We start from the raw sequence: 16,900 nt of genomic DNA on the forward strand, positions 1-16,900 counted from the left end.
CGTTATATGAGGAAAGATCGTTGCTTCCTGATGATATTACTTTGCGTTCCGTTGCTGCTGCCCGCGCAAAAAGCCAATTATGGAGCTGCCGGTAAATATGATGTGCCTGAATTGGAAAAGGTAGTGGGTAGCATGGAATTGGTCCCGTTTTTCATTAATGAAACAGATAAGTGTTGGTTTCATTGGGAGGAGGCGAATGGAAAAAGGAATTATTACTTTGTTGACCCGGATAAAAAAAGTGTGCGGCTTCTGGATGACAAACCCGAACCCAAAACAAAACCGGTAAATGAAAAGTCCCATTTACCAGGGGATGTTTCACCAAACCGGCAATGGCAGTTGTACAGCCGGAACCACAACCTGTACCTGAAAAAAGCAGGCGACACGGTAGAAAGCCAACTCAGCAGGGATGCACAACTGTATTATTCTTTTTGCATCAATGAATTCGATACATCCACAACACATGTGCTTGCTTCCGAGGCACATTGGATGCGCGATTCAAAATATTTTTATGTGGTGCGGGAAGACAACCGCAAAGTGCAAACAGTTTCTCTCATGCACGCCATGGCAGCCAGGCCCTGGATCGAAACCAAAAAATACCAGTACCCCGCAGACAAGGATGTAACACAGTACGAACTATTTATTGGCAATACGCAATCCAGGCAGTTACAACAAATAAATATCAGTAAATGGGCCGACCAGGCAATAGCTGTTGTGCATGCAACGGCGAGCGACAAAGAAATATTCTTTACGCGAAAAAAAAGAACGGGTGATGAAATTGAGTTATGCGCAGTTGATCTGGCCACCGGTCATGTAAGAACGATCATCCATGAAGTGAGCAGGCCCTATATCAATCCCGATCTGTTTGCTGTTTCCATTATTGAAGGGGGGAAAGAAATAATTTGGTGGAGCGACCGAAGCGGTTGGGGACATTATTATCTGTACGATTCTGCAGGAAATTTGAAAAGCGAGATCACTCCCGGCAATTGGACGGCGGGAAGAATTGTTTCCATTGATACACTGAAAAAAGAACTCTATGTATATGGCTATGGAAAAGAACCCAACCGGAACCCTTATCTGCAACACCTGTACAAAGTATCATTTGATGGTAAAAAGCAAACCCTGTTAACACCCGAAAACGCACACCACAGGGTTTTCTTTTCCCCAACGGGAAATTATTTCATTGATAATTTTTCCAGGATTGACCAGGAACCCAAAACCATACTCCGCGACAAAAAGGGCTTATTCATTTGCGATATCATAAAACCGGATCTCCACAGCCTGTATGCCACTGGCTGGAAAATGCCCGAGCCTTTTATGGTAAAGGCTGCGGATGGTATTACCGATCTGTATGGCATCATGTGGAAGCCGTATGATTTTGATTCAACCAAAAAATATCCCATCATTTCACAGGTGTATCCTGGCCCGCAAATAGAAACGGTTTGGCCCAACTTTACCGTGTTCGACAAGTATAATAATACTTCGCTGGCGCAGGTGGGTTTTATTGTAGTGGTGATGGGGCATCGGGGCGGTTCGCCCTATCGAAATAAAGCCTATGCAACCTATGGCTATGGCAACATGCGGGACTATGCGCTGGCAGATGACGTAAGCGGATTGCAACAACTGGCCAGGCGCTACTCTTTTATTGATAGTTCACGGGTAGGCATTATTGGTCATTCGGGCGGCGGCGCCATGGCAGCAACAGCCATTTGCACCTATCCCGACTTTTATAAAGTGGCAGTGGCGTCTGCCGGTAATCACGACAACAACATCTATTTCCGCAGTTGGGGCGAAACCTTTAATGGAATTAAGGAAATAGCGGATACCGCAACCGGGAAAGTTTCATTCAGATTTAAAGTGGAAGTGAATCAATCCCTGGCTAAAAATTTGAAAGGGCATTTGTTGCTGGTAACCGGCGAAGTAGATAATAATGTGCAGCCTGCCAACACCTACCGCATGGCCGATGCATTGATAAAAGCAGGAAAGGATTTTGATATGCTGGTGCTGCCTAACCAGAACCATCATTACGAAGGCTTATACAAAACCTATTATGAGAACAAAGTGCGGCATTATTTCGGGAAGCATTTGTTAGGCGAATGATTAAACGCATACATCATTACTATCACTCACAATTTATAAAATGATAAATAAGATCCTTTTTACTGCAGTAACGCTTGTTTGCTGCCAGTTGGTTAGTGCGCAAACCCGTGATTCGTTACCTACACCCGGTGCAAAAGCTAATACCGGTCCCAAGCCCTATGCTTCGGTAATTACTAAAAATGCCAGAACACAGGTTGGTTTGTTTACAGTGCATAAAGTAGATGAAAGATATTATTTCGAATTACCCGACAGTATTTTAGGCAGGGATGTGCTGGTTGTAAGCCGCCTGATAAAAGCGGCGGCCGATATGCGTTCGCGTGGTAGCATGGCAGGATATGCCGGCGATGAGTTAAATGAAAATGTGCTGCGCTTTGAAAAAGGCCCCAACAACAAACTGTTTGTGCGTAACCTGTCGTACAGCGAACGCTCGGCCGATTCTTCCCAGGCCCTGTACAAAGCAGTGATGAATTCAAATATTCAGCCCATAACCCTTGTATTCGATATAAAAAGCATCCGGAAGGATTCTGTTTCAGGAATAACCAGTAGCGTTATTGATTTGACAGATATTATCAACGGCGATAATGATCTTTTCTTTTTTGGCCCTTCAAAGCAGGCATTTAAAATTGGCGCTTACCAGGCTGATAAATCTTATGTGATCGATGTAAAGCCATTCCCTATCAATGTGGAGATAAAAACCCTGAAAACCTATACAAGGGCTGCCCAGGGTATGACTTTATTGAATGGTATACAAAGCCAGGTGGGGCCAACAGGCAATTTTACGGTGGAAATAAATACTTCCATTGTGTTATTGCCTAAAGTACCTATGCAAATACGTTATGCCGATGACCGGGTAGGGTACTTTGCAAAAGGTTATACAGACTTTGATGCGAATCCGCAACGGGTAAAAGAGCAGTCATTTATAGAAAGGTGGAAACTGGAACCCAAAGAGGCTGACATAGAAAAATATAAAAGCGGTGAACTGGTAGAGCCCAAAAAACAAATTGTGATCTATATCGATCCGGCCACACCTGCCAAATGGGTGCCTTATCTTTTACAGGGGATCAATGACTGGAACGGTGCTTTTGAAAAGGCAGGTTTTAAAAATGCCATCGTGGGAAGAAGAGCGCCTACGTTTCAGGAAGATCCCTCCTGGTCGCTGGAAGATGCGCGTCATTCTGCATTGGTTTATAAACCCTCTGCTGTTCCCAATGCAAGCGGTCCGCAAATAGCAGATCCACGGAGCGGGGAGATCATAGAGACCCATATCAACTGGTATCACAATGTGATGAAGCTGATCCACAACTGGTATTTCATACAAACTGCCGCTGTTGATGCCAAAGCCCGTCATATGCAGTTTGATGATGAACTGATGGGACAACTGATCCGTTTTGTTTCATCGCATGAAGTGGGTCATACATTAGGCCTGCTGCACAACTTCGGTTCCAGTTCAACCACGCCCGTAGAAAAATTAAGGGATAATAAATGGCTTACCGAACATGGCCACACGCCGTCTATTATGGATTATGCCCGCTTTAACTATGTAGCGCAACCGGAAGACAGTATTTCGCAAAGCAATTTATTCCCCCGTATTGGCGATTATGATAAATGGGCTATTGAATGGGGATACAGGTGGATACCGGAAGCCACCACACCCGAACAGGAATTGCCCATATTGAACAAATGGATCATTGAAAAATTAAAAGATAAACGATATTGGTTCGGTAACGAAAGAAGCCCCAATGACCCCCGCTCGCAAAATGAAGACATTGGCGATAATGCGATGAAAGCAAGTGAATATGGAATAAAGAACCTGAAACGGATATTGCCCAACCTGGTGCAATGGACGAAAACACCCGATGACGGGTATGGGGATCTGTATGAGATGTATACGGAATTGCTTTCCCAGTTTAGCCGCTACATTGGTCATGTAACAAAAAATGTAGGTGGCCGTTATGAAACACCCAAGGCCGTTGAGCAACCGGGGCCTGTATATGAGTGGGTAACGGCTGCAACCCAAAAGGAAGCGGTTGAATTTATAAACAAACAGGTATTTACCACCCCGGTCTGGTTGGTGAACAATGAAGTATTGTCATTGGTTGGCATTTCTCCCCTTGCTATTATTAATAATATGCAGGAAATGGCATTAGGCAGATTGCTCGACGGTTATGTGCTTGGTAATTTACAGGCAGCGTCGGCCATGAACCCCGCTGCCTACAATATTAGCCAATTGTTTAAAGATATCGATAAAGGCATCTGGGGAGAACTATACAGCCATCAGCCCATCAGCATCTATCGTCGTAACCTGCAAAAAGCCTATGTTGAAAAAATGGCCGGTTTCGTGAAGCCGCCATCTTCCTCCGCTGCTGCATTCTTTTCGGGTACACCGCAAAAGAGCAGCGGCCCAACTGCTAACGCTGTTTCTGATGTAGTGTCTGTTACAAAAGCCAGTTTAGCGGGGCTGAAAAGCAGAATACGTGCTGCAATACCTTTTATGAAAGATGAAATGACCCGTTATCATTTGCAGGACCTGGCAGAAAGGATCACCCAGGCGCTGGACGTAAAGGGCGATTGATAAATTTTTCTCATGTGATATCCGTACTCAGGGGAAGTTGTTTCTACAGCTTCCCTTTTTTGATGGCGGGCTGGCTGGTTATCCGGCACGCCCTAACGTGCTGTATGCGAAAAACAATTTGTACAGAATTGTACAGCGGTCTTTTTTGGAAGTTTTGACGGTTAAAACAATTTATAATTGTACGATGGACGCTTCAAGGAGTAGTCCATGTTAACCTAACAACTTGCTATATGAAAAATTATGACCGCCGGGTAAAACGCCCGGTTGCCGGCGCATGCCATGTAATGCTGCTGGCCGCCCTCTTATTTTTTTCTTCCCTTGTTTCTGCACAAATCATTACCGGTACGGTTGTCGATGCCAGCAATCAGGCTGTAGCCGGTGCAACGGTAATGGTAAAAGGCACCAATAAGGCCACCGTTACCAGTAACGAAGGCAAATTCAGCATTGTTGCCGACAGATCGGCCGTGTTGGTGTTCACTTCCGTTGGCTTTGTTAGCCAGGAAGTGCCGATAAACGGCCGCACAACGCTTTCCGTTATTATGGCAGGCGCTGCAGCCGATAATCTGCAGAATGTGATTGTGATCGCGCTGGGTATGAAGCGCGAAACGAAAAAACTGGGTTATGCTGCAGAAACGGTAAATATCAATGAAACGCAGCAAAACCGCACCGTCAACCTCATGAGTGCGCTGGAAGGGAAAGTAGCGGGTTTGGATATTTCGCCGCCGACAGCCGGTTCCGGTGCAAGCACCAAGATCCGCATGCGGGGCCAGTCGGCTTTTTCCGGCGCCAACAACGCACCATTGATCGTTATAAATGGACTTCCCATGGACCAGGGCGCACGCGGCGCCGATGGCAATAACTCCATTGATCTTGGGGATAATATGCAGCAAATAAATCCCGATGATATTGAAAGCATGACCGTATTGAAAGGGGCTACTGCTGCGGCCCTGTATGGCTCACGCGCCGCTAACGGGGCCATCATCATCACTACAAAGAACGGCAGCCGTAACAGTGGGTTAGGGGTGGAGTATAACCTGAATTATTCTGCCGACGAGGTGATCGATCTTACTGAGTTTCAATATGAGTACGGGCAGGGACAGGCGGGGAAACGGCCTGCCACGCAGGGCCAGGCCATTACCACCGGCCAGTTCGGTTGGGGTGAGAAGTTAGATGGCGCGCCTACCGTACAATTCGACGGAGTGCTGAGGCCGTATGAAGCGCACCGCAACCGCATCAAAGAATTTTACAGAACGGGAAATTCCGTGACCAATACACTTGCTTTTTCCGGCGGAAACGGCAAGGGAAGCTTCCGGGCTTCCTATGCCAACCAGGATGTGCTGGGTATTACGCCCAATAATGATTACCATAAAAAAATATTCAACCTGGGGGTTAATTATAAACTGAATGAAAAATTATCCGTACAGTTGAACGCCAATTATGCCTATGAAAAGAACAATAACCCGCCCCAGGTAGGCGTGCAGGGCGACGGGGCGCCCAATTTCCTGTACCGCATAGCCAATTCCATAGGCCTCGATGTGTTGCGCGAAAAAGCGGTTACCCCTACCGGTACCGAAACGCAAACCTCCGGTTTTCAAACAACGCTCATCAATCCTTATTTCTTAATGCCCAGGCAATTTATTATCAATAAAAGAGACAGGTTGCTTGGTACGGCCGTCATCAGGTATGAAATGCTTAAATGGCTTTATTGGCAGGGCCGCGTAAATATGGATTATGGAGTCACTTCTCTGGAAAGGAACCGCCCCACGGGGGTTGGCACCGCAACACCGCTTAACCAGGCCGGTACCGGGTTCAATGGAACGTATAGCGTGAATACCGGCACCGGCCGCCAGATGAATATCGACCTGCTGGTGGGCGGTCATCACAAGGCCGGGGAATTTTCAATTGATGTAAGTGCAGGCGGGAATATTTTTACCAATAACAACCGAACTTCCAATTTAAGCGTGGTGGATTTTACCGTAAGGGACCTGTATTCGTTCGAAAATGGCGTTGTAAAATCAGATCCTGATAATCCCACTAATTTCAGTATATACCGGGAACGGGTTAATTCAGTGTACGGGTTTGCTGAATTCGGTTATAAGAACCTGTTGTTTGTAAATCTTACGGGCCGTAATGACTGGTTCTCTGTATTGAACCCTGCCAACAACAGTTATTTCTATCCATCCGTTAGCGGAAGCTTTATTTTTTCGGAGTTGCTCCAAAACGCCAGGTGGCTCAATTATGGAAAGCTAAGGGCTTCCTGGGCCGATGTGGGCAGTGCCAATGGGATTGGTGCGTTTACGGGCCGCCTTACCTATGGCACCCTTCCCAACCAGTTCAATGGAATGAGCCTGGGGGCCATTTCCAATACCAATAGCCCTAATTCATTGCTCAGGCCCTTCAGTGTAAAGGAAAAAGAAATAGGCATGGAATTGAAATTGTTTGGCAACAGGGTCAACCTGGATGTGTCGGCTTATGATAAAGTAACCAAAGACCAGATCATCACCGTAGTGATCTCGAATGCTTCCGGTTATACCGGAACGCCGCTCAACCTGGGGTCGTTGCAGAACCGGGGTATTGAAAGCATGCTGGAAGTGATACCTGTTAAAACGAATGATTTTTCCTGGAGCAGCGCTTTCAATGTGGCAACCAACAGCACCAAGGTACTGGCGCTGGCGCCGGGCCAGCAACGGCAGATCGTTGCGTCGTTTGGCGGCAATGAGTTTATTGGCTCCCTGGTGTATGAAGTGGGCAAGCCCCTGAATCAACTGGCCGCTAAAACCTATCTCAGAAATGCAAAAGGGGAGGTGGTTTTAACCAATGCCGGCCGGTTACAGGCCAATGCCGGGGCCGATGTATTGTTTGGCAGCGCGCTGCCGAAGTTTACAGGCGGATGGAGTAATACCCTGCGCTATAAAACACTGAGCCTGTTTGTGCATGTTGATTATAAGATAGGCGGTAAAATACTTTCCTCTACTGCGCTTAATGGTTTAAGACAGGGCCACACCAAAGCCTCGTTGGTTGGCCGGGATGGCGGCGTACAATTCGCGGGCGTGTATGCTGATGGAAGTCCCAATAAAACCGCTGTGGATCCCCAATTGTTCTATACAGACTATCGTAATTTACAGATTGCCGATCCCTTTGTTTTTAAATCAGACTTCATCAAGCTGCGCAATATTACCCTTACGTATGATTGCTCGCGGTTAATGGGCGCCAGGTTGAAATTCGTAAAAGGGTTGTTGCTGTCTGCATCCTGCCGTAATGTACTTATAATCAAAAAATATTTACCCGATCTGGATCCGGAAGCGTTTGCATCCTCCGGCGATAACCGGGTAGGCTACGAGCAAACCACGCTGCCCACTACCCGTAATTACGGTGTTAACCTGAATGTGAAATTTTAAAAAAAAGGGTTTTATGACAATATTGAATCGTATAAAATCAGTAGTGCCTGTACTGGTGTTCCTTGCAGGCTGCGATAAAAATTTTGAAAGCATCAATACCAACCCATACGCGTTTACAAATATCAATCCGGCCCAGTTGTTCACCAATGCCCAGCGGCTTACCCACGCGGGTTTCTGGGAAGGCGAACAAACAATAGTGCAGCAGTTTGTGAATGCGTATAATACAGGCGCCACGGCCGGGTTTAATTTTAATGAAGACAATAACAACTTTAACGTTCCCCGCTGGAACGATAATTACCCCGGGCCTGTAAAGCTGCTGGAGCAAATAACCAGCCTGGTGGCGAAGGACGATGCCCGCCCCAACCTGTACAGCATGACGAGGATCTGGAAGTCGTATATTTTTATGACGCTGGCAGATACCTATGGCGATATCCCCTATAACGATGCCGGTAAAGCTTACCTGCAGAATGTTTTTTATCCCGGTTACGATAAAGATGAGCTTGTTTATGAGGAGCTGTATAAAGAGATCAAAGCGGCTACGGAAGCGCTGAACCCGGCCGGGGAAATGGTAAAGGAAGATCTTTTTTTTGGTAACGCAGCATCGGTAGCCGTACAGGTGGCACAATGGAAAAAATTAGGGTATACGTTGTTGTTCCGGCTGGGTATGCGTTATTCCAAACTGGATCAAACCAAAGCAAGGTCCATTGTACGGGAAGCTTATGCCGGCGGTTTAATACAAACGAACAATGACAATGTATTTATTGTATACAACGCCATTTATAATAACCCGTTAAATGCGGGACCGCGCGGCACCAATCCTTACTTCTATTACCTGGCCGAGCCGTTTATCAATAAATTAAAATCAACCGGCGACCCACGGCTCAAATATATCTCCGGTAAATACGCCGATCCCAACCAGGTGCTGGCATTAACGCCCGATACCACCATGGCCAACCAGTTCGGTTTTCCGGTAGGGTACGACCAAACAAGCGTGTTGAACTATCCGGGTTACAGGGGCACCAATGGTACCGGGCAAAACTATTCACAGCTTAATTTTTTGGTATTGGGTAGTGCCACCGCGCCTGTTTTCTATATAACCAATGCACAAACGAGGCTGCTGCTGGCCGAAGCGGCGCACCGGGGCTGGCTTACCGGTTTACCGGGCGTTTTAACGGCCCAGCAATACTATGAAGAAGGCGTAAAGGCTTCTATGGATGATTATAACAGGTACCCCAATACGCCCAGTCCGGCTATACCGGCCAGCCAGCAAAACAACTACCTGGCGCAGGCCGGGGTGGCGTTCGTTACCAGTAATGCGCTGGAGTTGATCAATACCCAATACTGGATAGCTTCCATTGCCAATGGCGCAGAATCTTTTGCCAATTTCAGAAGAAGCGGTTATCCGGTGCTCAATCCGAACAAGTACAACAATAATTTACAGGGTGGTTTTGTACGTCGTTTTGCCTGGCCCAATGAAGAGTCGGCAAGGAATAGCGCCCACTACCAGGAAGCGGTGAGCAGCATGGGAGCTGATAATCTTACCACCCGCGTTTTCTGGGATGTGCCATAACAGCAGTATAGATTTACGCTTATAATTATACCTCATCATCATTAACAAACCTTATATGAGAATGTTCCTTTTTATTGCATGTAGTGTATTCATGCAGGCAACGTATGGCCAGACCGCCTTTGATACCCTGGCCATTTCCCGGTCTCCCATTTCCAATTCACCCGGGTACGATTATCCCCGCATTGACAACGAATCCAGGGCTGTTTTCCGGGTAAAAGCGCCAAATGCGAAAAAAGTACAGGTTGACCTGAGCGGCCTGCAGGATATGACGATGGGCGCAGACAGTGTGTGGACGGTTATCACGAAACCCCTGGCGCCGGGGTTTCATTATTACTGGCTGGTGATCGATGGCGTACGGGTGGCCGACCCGGCCAGCGAATCTTACTTCGGCACCGGTAAAATGACCAGTGGTATTGAAGTGCCAACCCCCGGCGAAGATTTCTGGCGGCCAAAGAATGTGCCCCATGGCGATGTAAGATCTGTTTACTATTTCTCCAAAACAATGAATGCCTACCGGCGTTGCGTCGTGTATACACCCCCGGGATACGACGGCGATACAAAAAGCCGCTATCCGGTATTGTACCTTCAGCATGGTATGGCCGAAGATGAACGCGGCTGGTCTACACAGGGGTATATGCATTTTATTCTCGACAACCTGATTGCGGAAGGAAAAGCCAAACCGATGATCGTGGTAATGGAGAATGGTAATATCGCGGTTGCATTCCGGCCAAAACCGGGTGAAGATGCAGCCAGGGCACGCAGCGTATATGGCGCCTCGTTTGCCCCAACCTTATTGAACGATGTTATTCCCATGATCGATGCAAAGTTCAGGACCATTCCAAAACGGGAAGGCCGGGCGATGGCCGGTTTATCGTGGGGTGGTTTCCAAACATTCCAGATCACGCTTAACAACCTCGATAAATTTGCCTACATCGGCGGCTTTAGTGGGGCCGGTTTGCAGGCAGACAGCGTGAAGTCGGCTTATAACGGTGTACTAAGCGATGCGGAAGCATTTAATAAAAAAGTAAAGGTATTATTCCTGGGAATCGGTACCGCTGAAGGGCAACGTACAAAAGCGTTAAGCAATGCGCTGACCGCGGCAGGTATTAAACATGTGTATTACGAATCGCCGGGGACCGCGCACGAATGGCATACCTGGCGGCGGTGCCTGTACCAGTTTGCGCCCTTAATTTTCAGGTAAAAGAAGCAGGAAGTAGGAAGTAAGACGTAAGAGGTAGGAAATTCAAATGCCAGGGTTCTTCTTACTTCCTACTTCTGTTACCTGAGTTATTGTTCTGTTATTTATTGATAATTACGGATGATTCCGAGGTCATACGGGATATTTCCATAATCGCCATAATTACCATTTGGTACACCCTGGATCAATAACTGGCAACGATCTATGTTGTCAATTTCCATTTTATCATCAGTGCCTGATCTTATTGCTTCCACATGCGACACCTGGCCTGTCCATACCTCCGACAGGAACCGGAGGTTGTCGATCGATGCCCATTTCTCAGCCACTTTTGTCCATGCACCGCCCAGGTTAGTGGCTGTCCACAATTCCTGGTACCGGTTGATGTCTTCAACGATCATATAATACTTGCTGTCTGCTTTATTGCGGTAAACATGCACGGCTTCAAAAGTGCTGGTTGCCACCACGGTGGGCGCTTCCCAATTATAAGGAAAGTTTGCAATGGTGGTCCTGCGCCTTTTGATAGTGCGTGACCCATCCTGTGCTGAATAAAAACAATACACATAAGTACCATCAGCGATACACCAGAAATCGATGCCGTCTCCAAACCCCATGCCTCGTACGGGTGTCCATGAAGATGGACTGCCAACGTTGGTGGAAGTTGAAAAGGAAGCGCCCTGTCCGCTTTGGTAGATCAGGAACCATCTTCCTTTTGCCGGAAACCAGAATACCTGCGGCGCACAAAAGTAAGCGCCAGCATTGAGGCTGCTCATGAACGTGCGACCGGCCGTTCTCAGGTTGGCAATAGAAGTAGCCGAGGCGTAGCCCATGCGCCACATGCCGCCGGCGCCTTTATCACGGCCTGTATAAAAAAGATGATACCTTCCGCCGGAATAAACAATGGAAGGGTCTTTAACGGCCAGGTCATCAAACGCGCCTGCCGGCCCATCGAGGAAGCACCTGGCTTCTGCATACCAGGTTGGATTGGCAATAACTTCTTCTTTGGCTGCTGTATTGGTTTCCGGATTGGCAGATGAATCCGGTTCCCTTGTTCTTTTGGAACAGTTGACAAGCAGCACCAGCAGCAGGCAGGCTGCTCCAATATATTGTAAGCGTTGCATCACAATTAATTTTGAGGTCTGCAATTTGTTTAGTACGATACAAGCGTTGTTATGCTCGATGCGGGCAAATTGATATTAAAGCTGTTATTTGAAACCGCAATCGTGCTCGCTGCCTGGTTTTGTGAGCTGGTAGTTACATAACGATTGAAATTATTAACAGTAACACCCGCAATGCTGAATGGCTGATTGGTAACCGCTGAATTTGTATTAACGGCAACGATCACGATCCTGGAACCGCTCCTGTAAGCGGTGGTATAAACACCGGTAGTAGGATTGGCGGTGCAGGAAATTTTAGTATAGCCGGGACGGATATGACGGGCAAAGTGAGCCATTACATATCCCACTTTCGTGATATTGCTGTTCTCGTCGATAGGCCCGTAGAAACGGCGGATATACCACCAGACATAAGCGGCCCAGCCGGCATTCATACAGTCATGGATCTCTTTGGCCGCGTTCATGGCATTGGGCCAGTCGTTGCCGCTGATAGAGGAATTGGTATAGTGTTCGGTCATCCACACCGATTTTCCGATGTTGCCTAAGTTGTACGGGGTTCTGCCATAAATATGCCCGCTTACAAAAAGCGTCTTTGCCTTGGCGGTAGCATTGCTGAGGTAGGTGTTGATGAAGTTCTGGTCCATATTAAATGGTTCGGGCGCCATAATAGGAGCGCCGCAATTGTCGCCATGGGCCGCTACGAAGTTCGCAATCTCCGTTGCCGTGCCGTGCATCCAGTCGGAAGCCAGATAATTCGGTTCATTCCAGGGGCAAAGCGCATACACGCCGCCAACAGCCGAGCAATAAGCCCGCATATGCGCGGCATAATCGGCCCAGGAGCTTTGTCTTAAATACAGGCCGTTCATCATGGAGGCAGGTGCGTTCCAGGCGGTGGCTATTACTTTAGCGCCATAACTTTTGGCTGCATCGATCGTTGGTTTTTCGGCAGCAAACTGGTTGCTGTTGGGGACAATCATTACCCGCAGAATACTCATTCCTATGCCCTCGGTGGGCGAGAAAGCCCTCGTTCTTTGGGTGCTGGTGAGGTCACCGATCCATATGGGCACGCTCATGCCGCCAAATCCCTGAATGGTTTGTTGCAGGGTATTGGCATTTATAACAGCGGTGGCTTCTTCTTTTGGCTGATTGGTAACCTCATTGTTCGCCTCCGGGCGGTTCCCTTTTTTAGAACAGCCGGTAACAAGCAGCGCAATGGCAAGAAAGGTGATCAGATCTTTTTTCATAGATAGTTTAACTTTTTAATGGTTATGAAATATTGATAAAGAATACATGCAATAGCTTTCCCTTTCGCCCTTTAATACAGGCAAAGCAATACCGGTTGTTGCTTGTAAGCAACCGCTAATAAGGGATTACGCACATGACCATACCAGAACAACAGGAGAGTGAAGGCAAAATACTTCCGGCAGACGGATGTCTGCAATAACAAACGATCAAATAAATGAAAGGAAAAACAGATGCAGTTGCCTGAAGATTGTTATAGGCAAAGCTTTTTAGATCACAGCTCCATGGGTAATTAAGTGGGGGTGGTCAGAGCATATCATGATCATTGACTTTCATATGGCAGGCATGCAATCGGTTCGTTCCTGAAACTAAGTTACTGATAAATTCAGGGTGATGTGACCTTTTAAACAAATTTGCTACGAATTTCAACGAATGAGCCATTGCACGATCTGCTGTTGGGAGGAAGGGCTGAAGGTACATACAGGATCATACTGCCGGCGAGCGATAAAGAAATTAAAAAACCTGCAGAATCATTGATTTTGCAGGTTTTTGTTTGTACGCCCGGCATGGGCGCAAACTCAAGGGTGTCAACGGTCAGTTGATTTAATTTATTACTGCATTTATCTTTTGCCAAAGGGCATTGTCGAACCCGGAAACGGCAAAACTGGGGTTAGCTGAATCTGATGCGTCCCCCATTCTTATTACTACCATTTTCTTACCTGGTATTACATATATACGCTGGTCCTCTGCACCCATTGCCGCATACATATCGGCCGGGGCGTTTGGTACTAAAGTTCCCTGGTAAACGGTTTGCCCCCCTGGCACCATATAACTGGTTTTACCATTTAACCACCACAAATAACCATACGACGGGTTTATGTTTTGTGATGTACTAATGCTTTCATTTAAAAAAGATTCATTTATAATTGTTTCGTTGTTCCATTTTCCTTTGTTAAGTGCCAGTAGGCCAAACCTGGCCATACTACGGGTATTACTATGGTATACTTTAAATATAAGTCCGTTATTCCAGAAGCCATCCATTCCTATTTTATTCTTTAATTTAGCATTGAAGTAGGATTCAAAATCCTGGTTACCAGCCGCTGCAACAACATCCATCAGTTTTTGAAAAACATTATGGTACGACCACCTGGTACCTGCATCTGCGAGGTATGTTAAATTCGATTTTATCACTAACTCACTCGCATCATTGATGCCAGAAGTCATTGTAAGCAAGTGTTTCGATGTTATTAAGTTCTCTTTATCTATTGGCTCGCTCGTCCAGCCCGTGCCTAAATAGTTCGATACTTTATTATTAATATTTAGCAATCCTTCTTGTTGTGCTATTCCTGTGGTGGTTGCCACCAATGTTTTACCTGCACTATTCCATTGCCAGGAAGTAGTTGAAGTATGTCCATTAAAATACTCTTCCATTACAATTCTACCGTTTACAAGAATCATAAACGATTTTGTACTTGTTTGAAGAAGATAATCCTTTAAAGGTTGTACCGCGCTTTGATTCCAGCCCAAACTGGAAAGCGATGTTGTTTCCCAGGTAGTATCGGTATTTGAAGGAAAATACATTGATGGAGCTTGGTTTTCATCTACTTTTTTGCTACACCCAAAAATGGTGATCAAAAGCAGTAATGGTAAGGATTTAAGGATTTTCATTTTATTAATTTGCTGATTTAGATTACTAATATATGAAATGGTTTAATGACGCCTGATTTTCTCTTAAATTTGTAACAGGCGGGTTTTTATATGTAAAAGAATGTCAAACACTTGCGTATGCTAAAAAAGTGGATAATTGCCGCGCCCATTGCTTTGTTTTTCCTGGTATTGCTCAATGGCTTTTTAATTCCTGCAGGCTATGATAGCAATTTAATGGTTGATAAATATTATTTAGCGGAGTTGCAGACGCTTAAACAAAAATTGCAGGCACTGAAGCAATCCTGTGAGCAAAAACAGTCGCTTGCCATTTTACAGCAGCAATTCAAAAATGCCAGGCTGTCTTATAAGGAAGTAGCTGTATTAACAGAGTATTTCAATGTGTACGAAACAAAATACCTGAATGGCCCCGCGCTGAAAAGAGTGGAAGATGATAACCCCCAGGTTATAATTCAACCAGCGGGTTTCCAGGTGGTGGAAGAAAAGCTTTTCGGAACGAAGCATCCCGATCATGCCGCTTTAACTGCTGAGATAAACAATATGCTGCACACGGTTGAGCGGTTGATCCATGAACCTGACCGGATTTATAAGTTTAAAGAGTTCAGCGTATTTGATGCATTACGCGCCGCCACTTTACGCATGATCACCCTTGGCATCAGCGGATTTGATTCGCCGGTAGCCCAATACTCAATTCGGGAAGCCGCATCAACCATCAATGGCATGCAGGCAATTATTGACCTGTATCGCCCGGAGATCAACAAAAAGGATGAAAATCTTTATACCAGGTTGTCGAAAAAACTGGCGGCAGCAAAACAATATTTATTAAACAGCCGCACCAGTTTTAACCAGTTCAACCGCCTGGAATTTATTACTAAATATGCCAACCCCATTTCAAACGCTATTGTAGAAACGAGGTTGCAACTGGGTTTTGAAATGCCCGTAGAATTAAGGCCGGTAAATCCCGATGCATTGAACATCTTTGAAGGCAACGCTTTTGATGTTCGTTTTTTTTCGCCAAACGATCGCTACCACCCAACACCTGAACGCATAGAACTGGGCCGGCGGCTTTTTCATGACCCCATATTGTCGGGGTCAAAGGATCGCAGTTGCGGCAGTTGTCATCAACCTCAAAAAGCATTTGCAGATGGCCTGCCTGTAGCGCTGGCCATTGATAATAAAACCAAACTTACCCGCAACACACCCGGCCTTTGGAATACCGTTTTTCAGACAAAACAATTTTTTGACTCGCGTACAAGCACACTGGAAAATCAATTAAGTGCCGTTGTACACAACCCATCGGAAATGCAAGGTTCATTACAGGAAAGCATTCCTTTGTTACAACAGCATCCTGTGTATGCCCAACTTTTTGCGAAGGCCTATTCCAATGAAAAAGATGTAATTACACAATATAACATTGCCAATGCCATTGCTTCCTATATAAGATCATTGGTAGCATTGAATGCGCGCTTTGATCAATACATGCGCGGTGATACAACTAAATTAAGCACCACTGAGAAAAACGGTTTTAATCTTTTTATGGGCAAGGCCAAATGTGGCACCTGTCATTTTATGCCCCTGTTCAATGGCCTGGTTCCCACTGAATTTACTGAAACAGAGTCGGAAGTGTTAGGCGTACCTGCCGCCAATCTTAAAAAAAATGCGGTGCTGGATAGTGATAAAGGAAAATTTGATTTTACTACTGCAACCATACACCAGTTCGCTTTCAAAACGCCTACGCTCCGCAATATTGCATTAACGGCCCCTTATATGCACAACGGCGTTTTTGCAACGCTTGAAGACGTAATGGAATTTTATAACGATGGGGGAGGCAGTGGATTAAAGATTGCCCCCGAAACGCAAACACTTCCTGCAGATAAATTACAGCTTACCGGTAAAGAAACAAAAGCAGTGATCGCATTCATGCATGCGCTTACTGATACAAGTGGAAGAAAATAAAAAGGTATAGAGGCATAAAGGCAACGAGGATTTTAACTTTATGCCTCGTTGCCCTGTTGCTTTCAATCTAAACAATGATCAGTTATACTC

At 46.1% G+C, this 16,900-nt stretch carries 9 protein-coding genes; 6 read left to right on the top strand and 3 right to left on the bottom strand.

Annotated elements, in window-relative coordinates; genetic code table 11:
• Positions 1 to 6 precede the first annotated feature (6 nt).
• From FAM09_RS09760 to FAM09_RS09780, 5 genes are all read left to right on the top strand, one after another.
• On the top strand, positions 7 to 2,097 hold the full coding sequence (locus tag FAM09_RS09760) for a S9 family peptidase (protein ID WP_243751639.1): 2,091 nt from the start codon (positions 7 to 9) through the stop codon (positions 2,095 to 2,097).
• Between the two features lie 40 nt (positions 2,098 to 2,137).
• Positions 2,138 to 4,669, top strand: a complete 2,532-nt coding sequence (locus tag FAM09_RS09765) for a zinc-dependent metalloprotease (RefSeq protein WP_136576910.1) — start codon at positions 2,138 to 2,140, stop codon at positions 4,667 to 4,669.
• A gap of 230 nt (positions 4,670 to 4,899) precedes the next feature.
• Positions 4,900 to 8,067 (top strand): SusC/RagA family TonB-linked outer membrane protein, encoded by a 3,168-nt coding sequence (locus tag FAM09_RS09770; RefSeq protein ID WP_136576911.1) that lies wholly within the window; start codon positions 4,900 to 4,902, stop codon positions 8,065 to 8,067.
• A gap of 13 nt (positions 8,068 to 8,080) precedes the next feature.
• Positions 8,081 to 9,637: a SusD/RagB family nutrient-binding outer membrane lipoprotein gene (locus tag FAM09_RS09775; protein ID WP_136576912.1), complete on the top strand. Its 1,557-nt coding sequence runs from the start codon at positions 8,081 to 8,083 to the stop codon at positions 9,635 to 9,637.
• 55 nt (positions 9,638 to 9,692) lie between these two features.
• Positions 9,693 to 10,838: an alpha/beta hydrolase gene (locus FAM09_RS09780; RefSeq protein WP_208025523.1), complete on the top strand. Its 1,146-nt coding sequence runs from the start codon at positions 9,693 to 9,695 to the stop codon at positions 10,836 to 10,838.
• Positions 10,839 to 10,939: 101 nt separating this feature from the next.
• Here FAM09_RS09780 and FAM09_RS09785 read toward each other — a convergent pair whose 3' ends face one another.
• The 3 genes from FAM09_RS09785 to FAM09_RS09795 all read right to left on the bottom strand — a co-directional run bounded on the left by FAM09_RS09785 (position 10,940) and on the right by FAM09_RS09795 (position 14,857).
• The gene (locus FAM09_RS09785) at positions 10,940 to 11,953 is read right to left on the bottom strand and encodes a non-reducing end alpha-L-arabinofuranosidase family hydrolase (protein WP_136576913.1); all 1,014 of its coding nucleotides are present in this window, start codon (positions 11,951 to 11,953) and stop codon (positions 10,940 to 10,942) included.
• A 29-nt stretch (positions 11,954 to 11,982) separates the two neighbouring features.
• Positions 11,983 to 13,191 carry a glycoside hydrolase gene (locus FAM09_RS09790; protein WP_136576914.1) on the bottom strand — a complete coding sequence of 403 codons (1,209 nt, stop codon included), beginning with the start codon at positions 13,189 to 13,191 and terminating at the stop codon, positions 11,983 to 11,985.
• 601 nt (positions 13,192 to 13,792) lie between these two features.
• Complete coding sequence (locus FAM09_RS09795; RefSeq protein ID WP_166437080.1) at positions 13,793 to 14,857, bottom strand: serine hydrolase domain-containing protein; 1,065 nt, start codon at positions 14,855 to 14,857, stop codon at positions 13,793 to 13,795.
• 117 nt (positions 14,858 to 14,974) lie between these two features.
• Here FAM09_RS09795 and FAM09_RS09800 point away from each other — a divergent pair, with 117 nt between their 5' ends.
• Positions 14,975 to 16,810, top strand: a complete 1,836-nt coding sequence (locus FAM09_RS09800; RefSeq protein WP_136576915.1) for a cytochrome-c peroxidase — start codon at positions 14,975 to 14,977, stop codon at positions 16,808 to 16,810.
• Positions 16,811 to 16,900: the final 90 nt, after the last annotated feature.

Source organism: Niastella caeni (assembly GCF_004834005.1).
GTDB classification, from domain to species: domain Bacteria; phylum Bacteroidota; class Bacteroidia; order Chitinophagales; family Chitinophagaceae; genus Niastella; species Niastella caeni.

Excerpts from the sequence above, each read along its gene's own strand:
- FAM09_RS09760 (WP_243751639.1), top strand. The coding sequence starts at position 7 with ATGAGGAAAGATCGTTGCTTCCTGATGATATTACTTTGCGTTCCGTTG.
- FAM09_RS09765 (WP_136576910.1), top strand. The coding sequence starts at position 2,138 with ATGATAAATAAGATCCTTTTTACTGCAGTAACGCTTGTTTGCTGCCAG.
- FAM09_RS09770 (WP_136576911.1), top strand. The coding sequence starts at position 4,900 with ATGAAAAATTATGACCGCCGGGTAAAACGCCCGGTTGCCGGCGCATGC.
- FAM09_RS09775 (WP_136576912.1), top strand. The coding sequence starts at position 8,081 with ATGACAATATTGAATCGTATAAAATCAGTAGTGCCTGTACTGGTGTTC.
- FAM09_RS09780 (WP_208025523.1), top strand. The coding sequence starts at position 9,693 with ATGAGAATGTTCCTTTTTATTGCATGTAGTGTATTCATGCAGGCAACG.
- FAM09_RS09785 (WP_136576913.1), bottom strand. The coding sequence starts at position 11,953 with ATGCAACGCTTACAATATATTGGAGCAGCCTGCCTGCTGCTGGTGCTG.
- FAM09_RS09790 (WP_136576914.1), bottom strand. The coding sequence starts at position 13,191 with ATGAAAAAAGATCTGATCACCTTTCTTGCCATTGCGCTGCTTGTTACC.
- FAM09_RS09795 (WP_166437080.1), bottom strand. The coding sequence starts at position 14,857 with ATGAAAATCCTTAAATCCTTACCATTACTGCTTTTGATCACCATTTTT.
- FAM09_RS09800 (WP_136576915.1), top strand. The coding sequence starts at position 14,975 with ATGCTAAAAAAGTGGATAATTGCCGCGCCCATTGCTTTGTTTTTCCTG.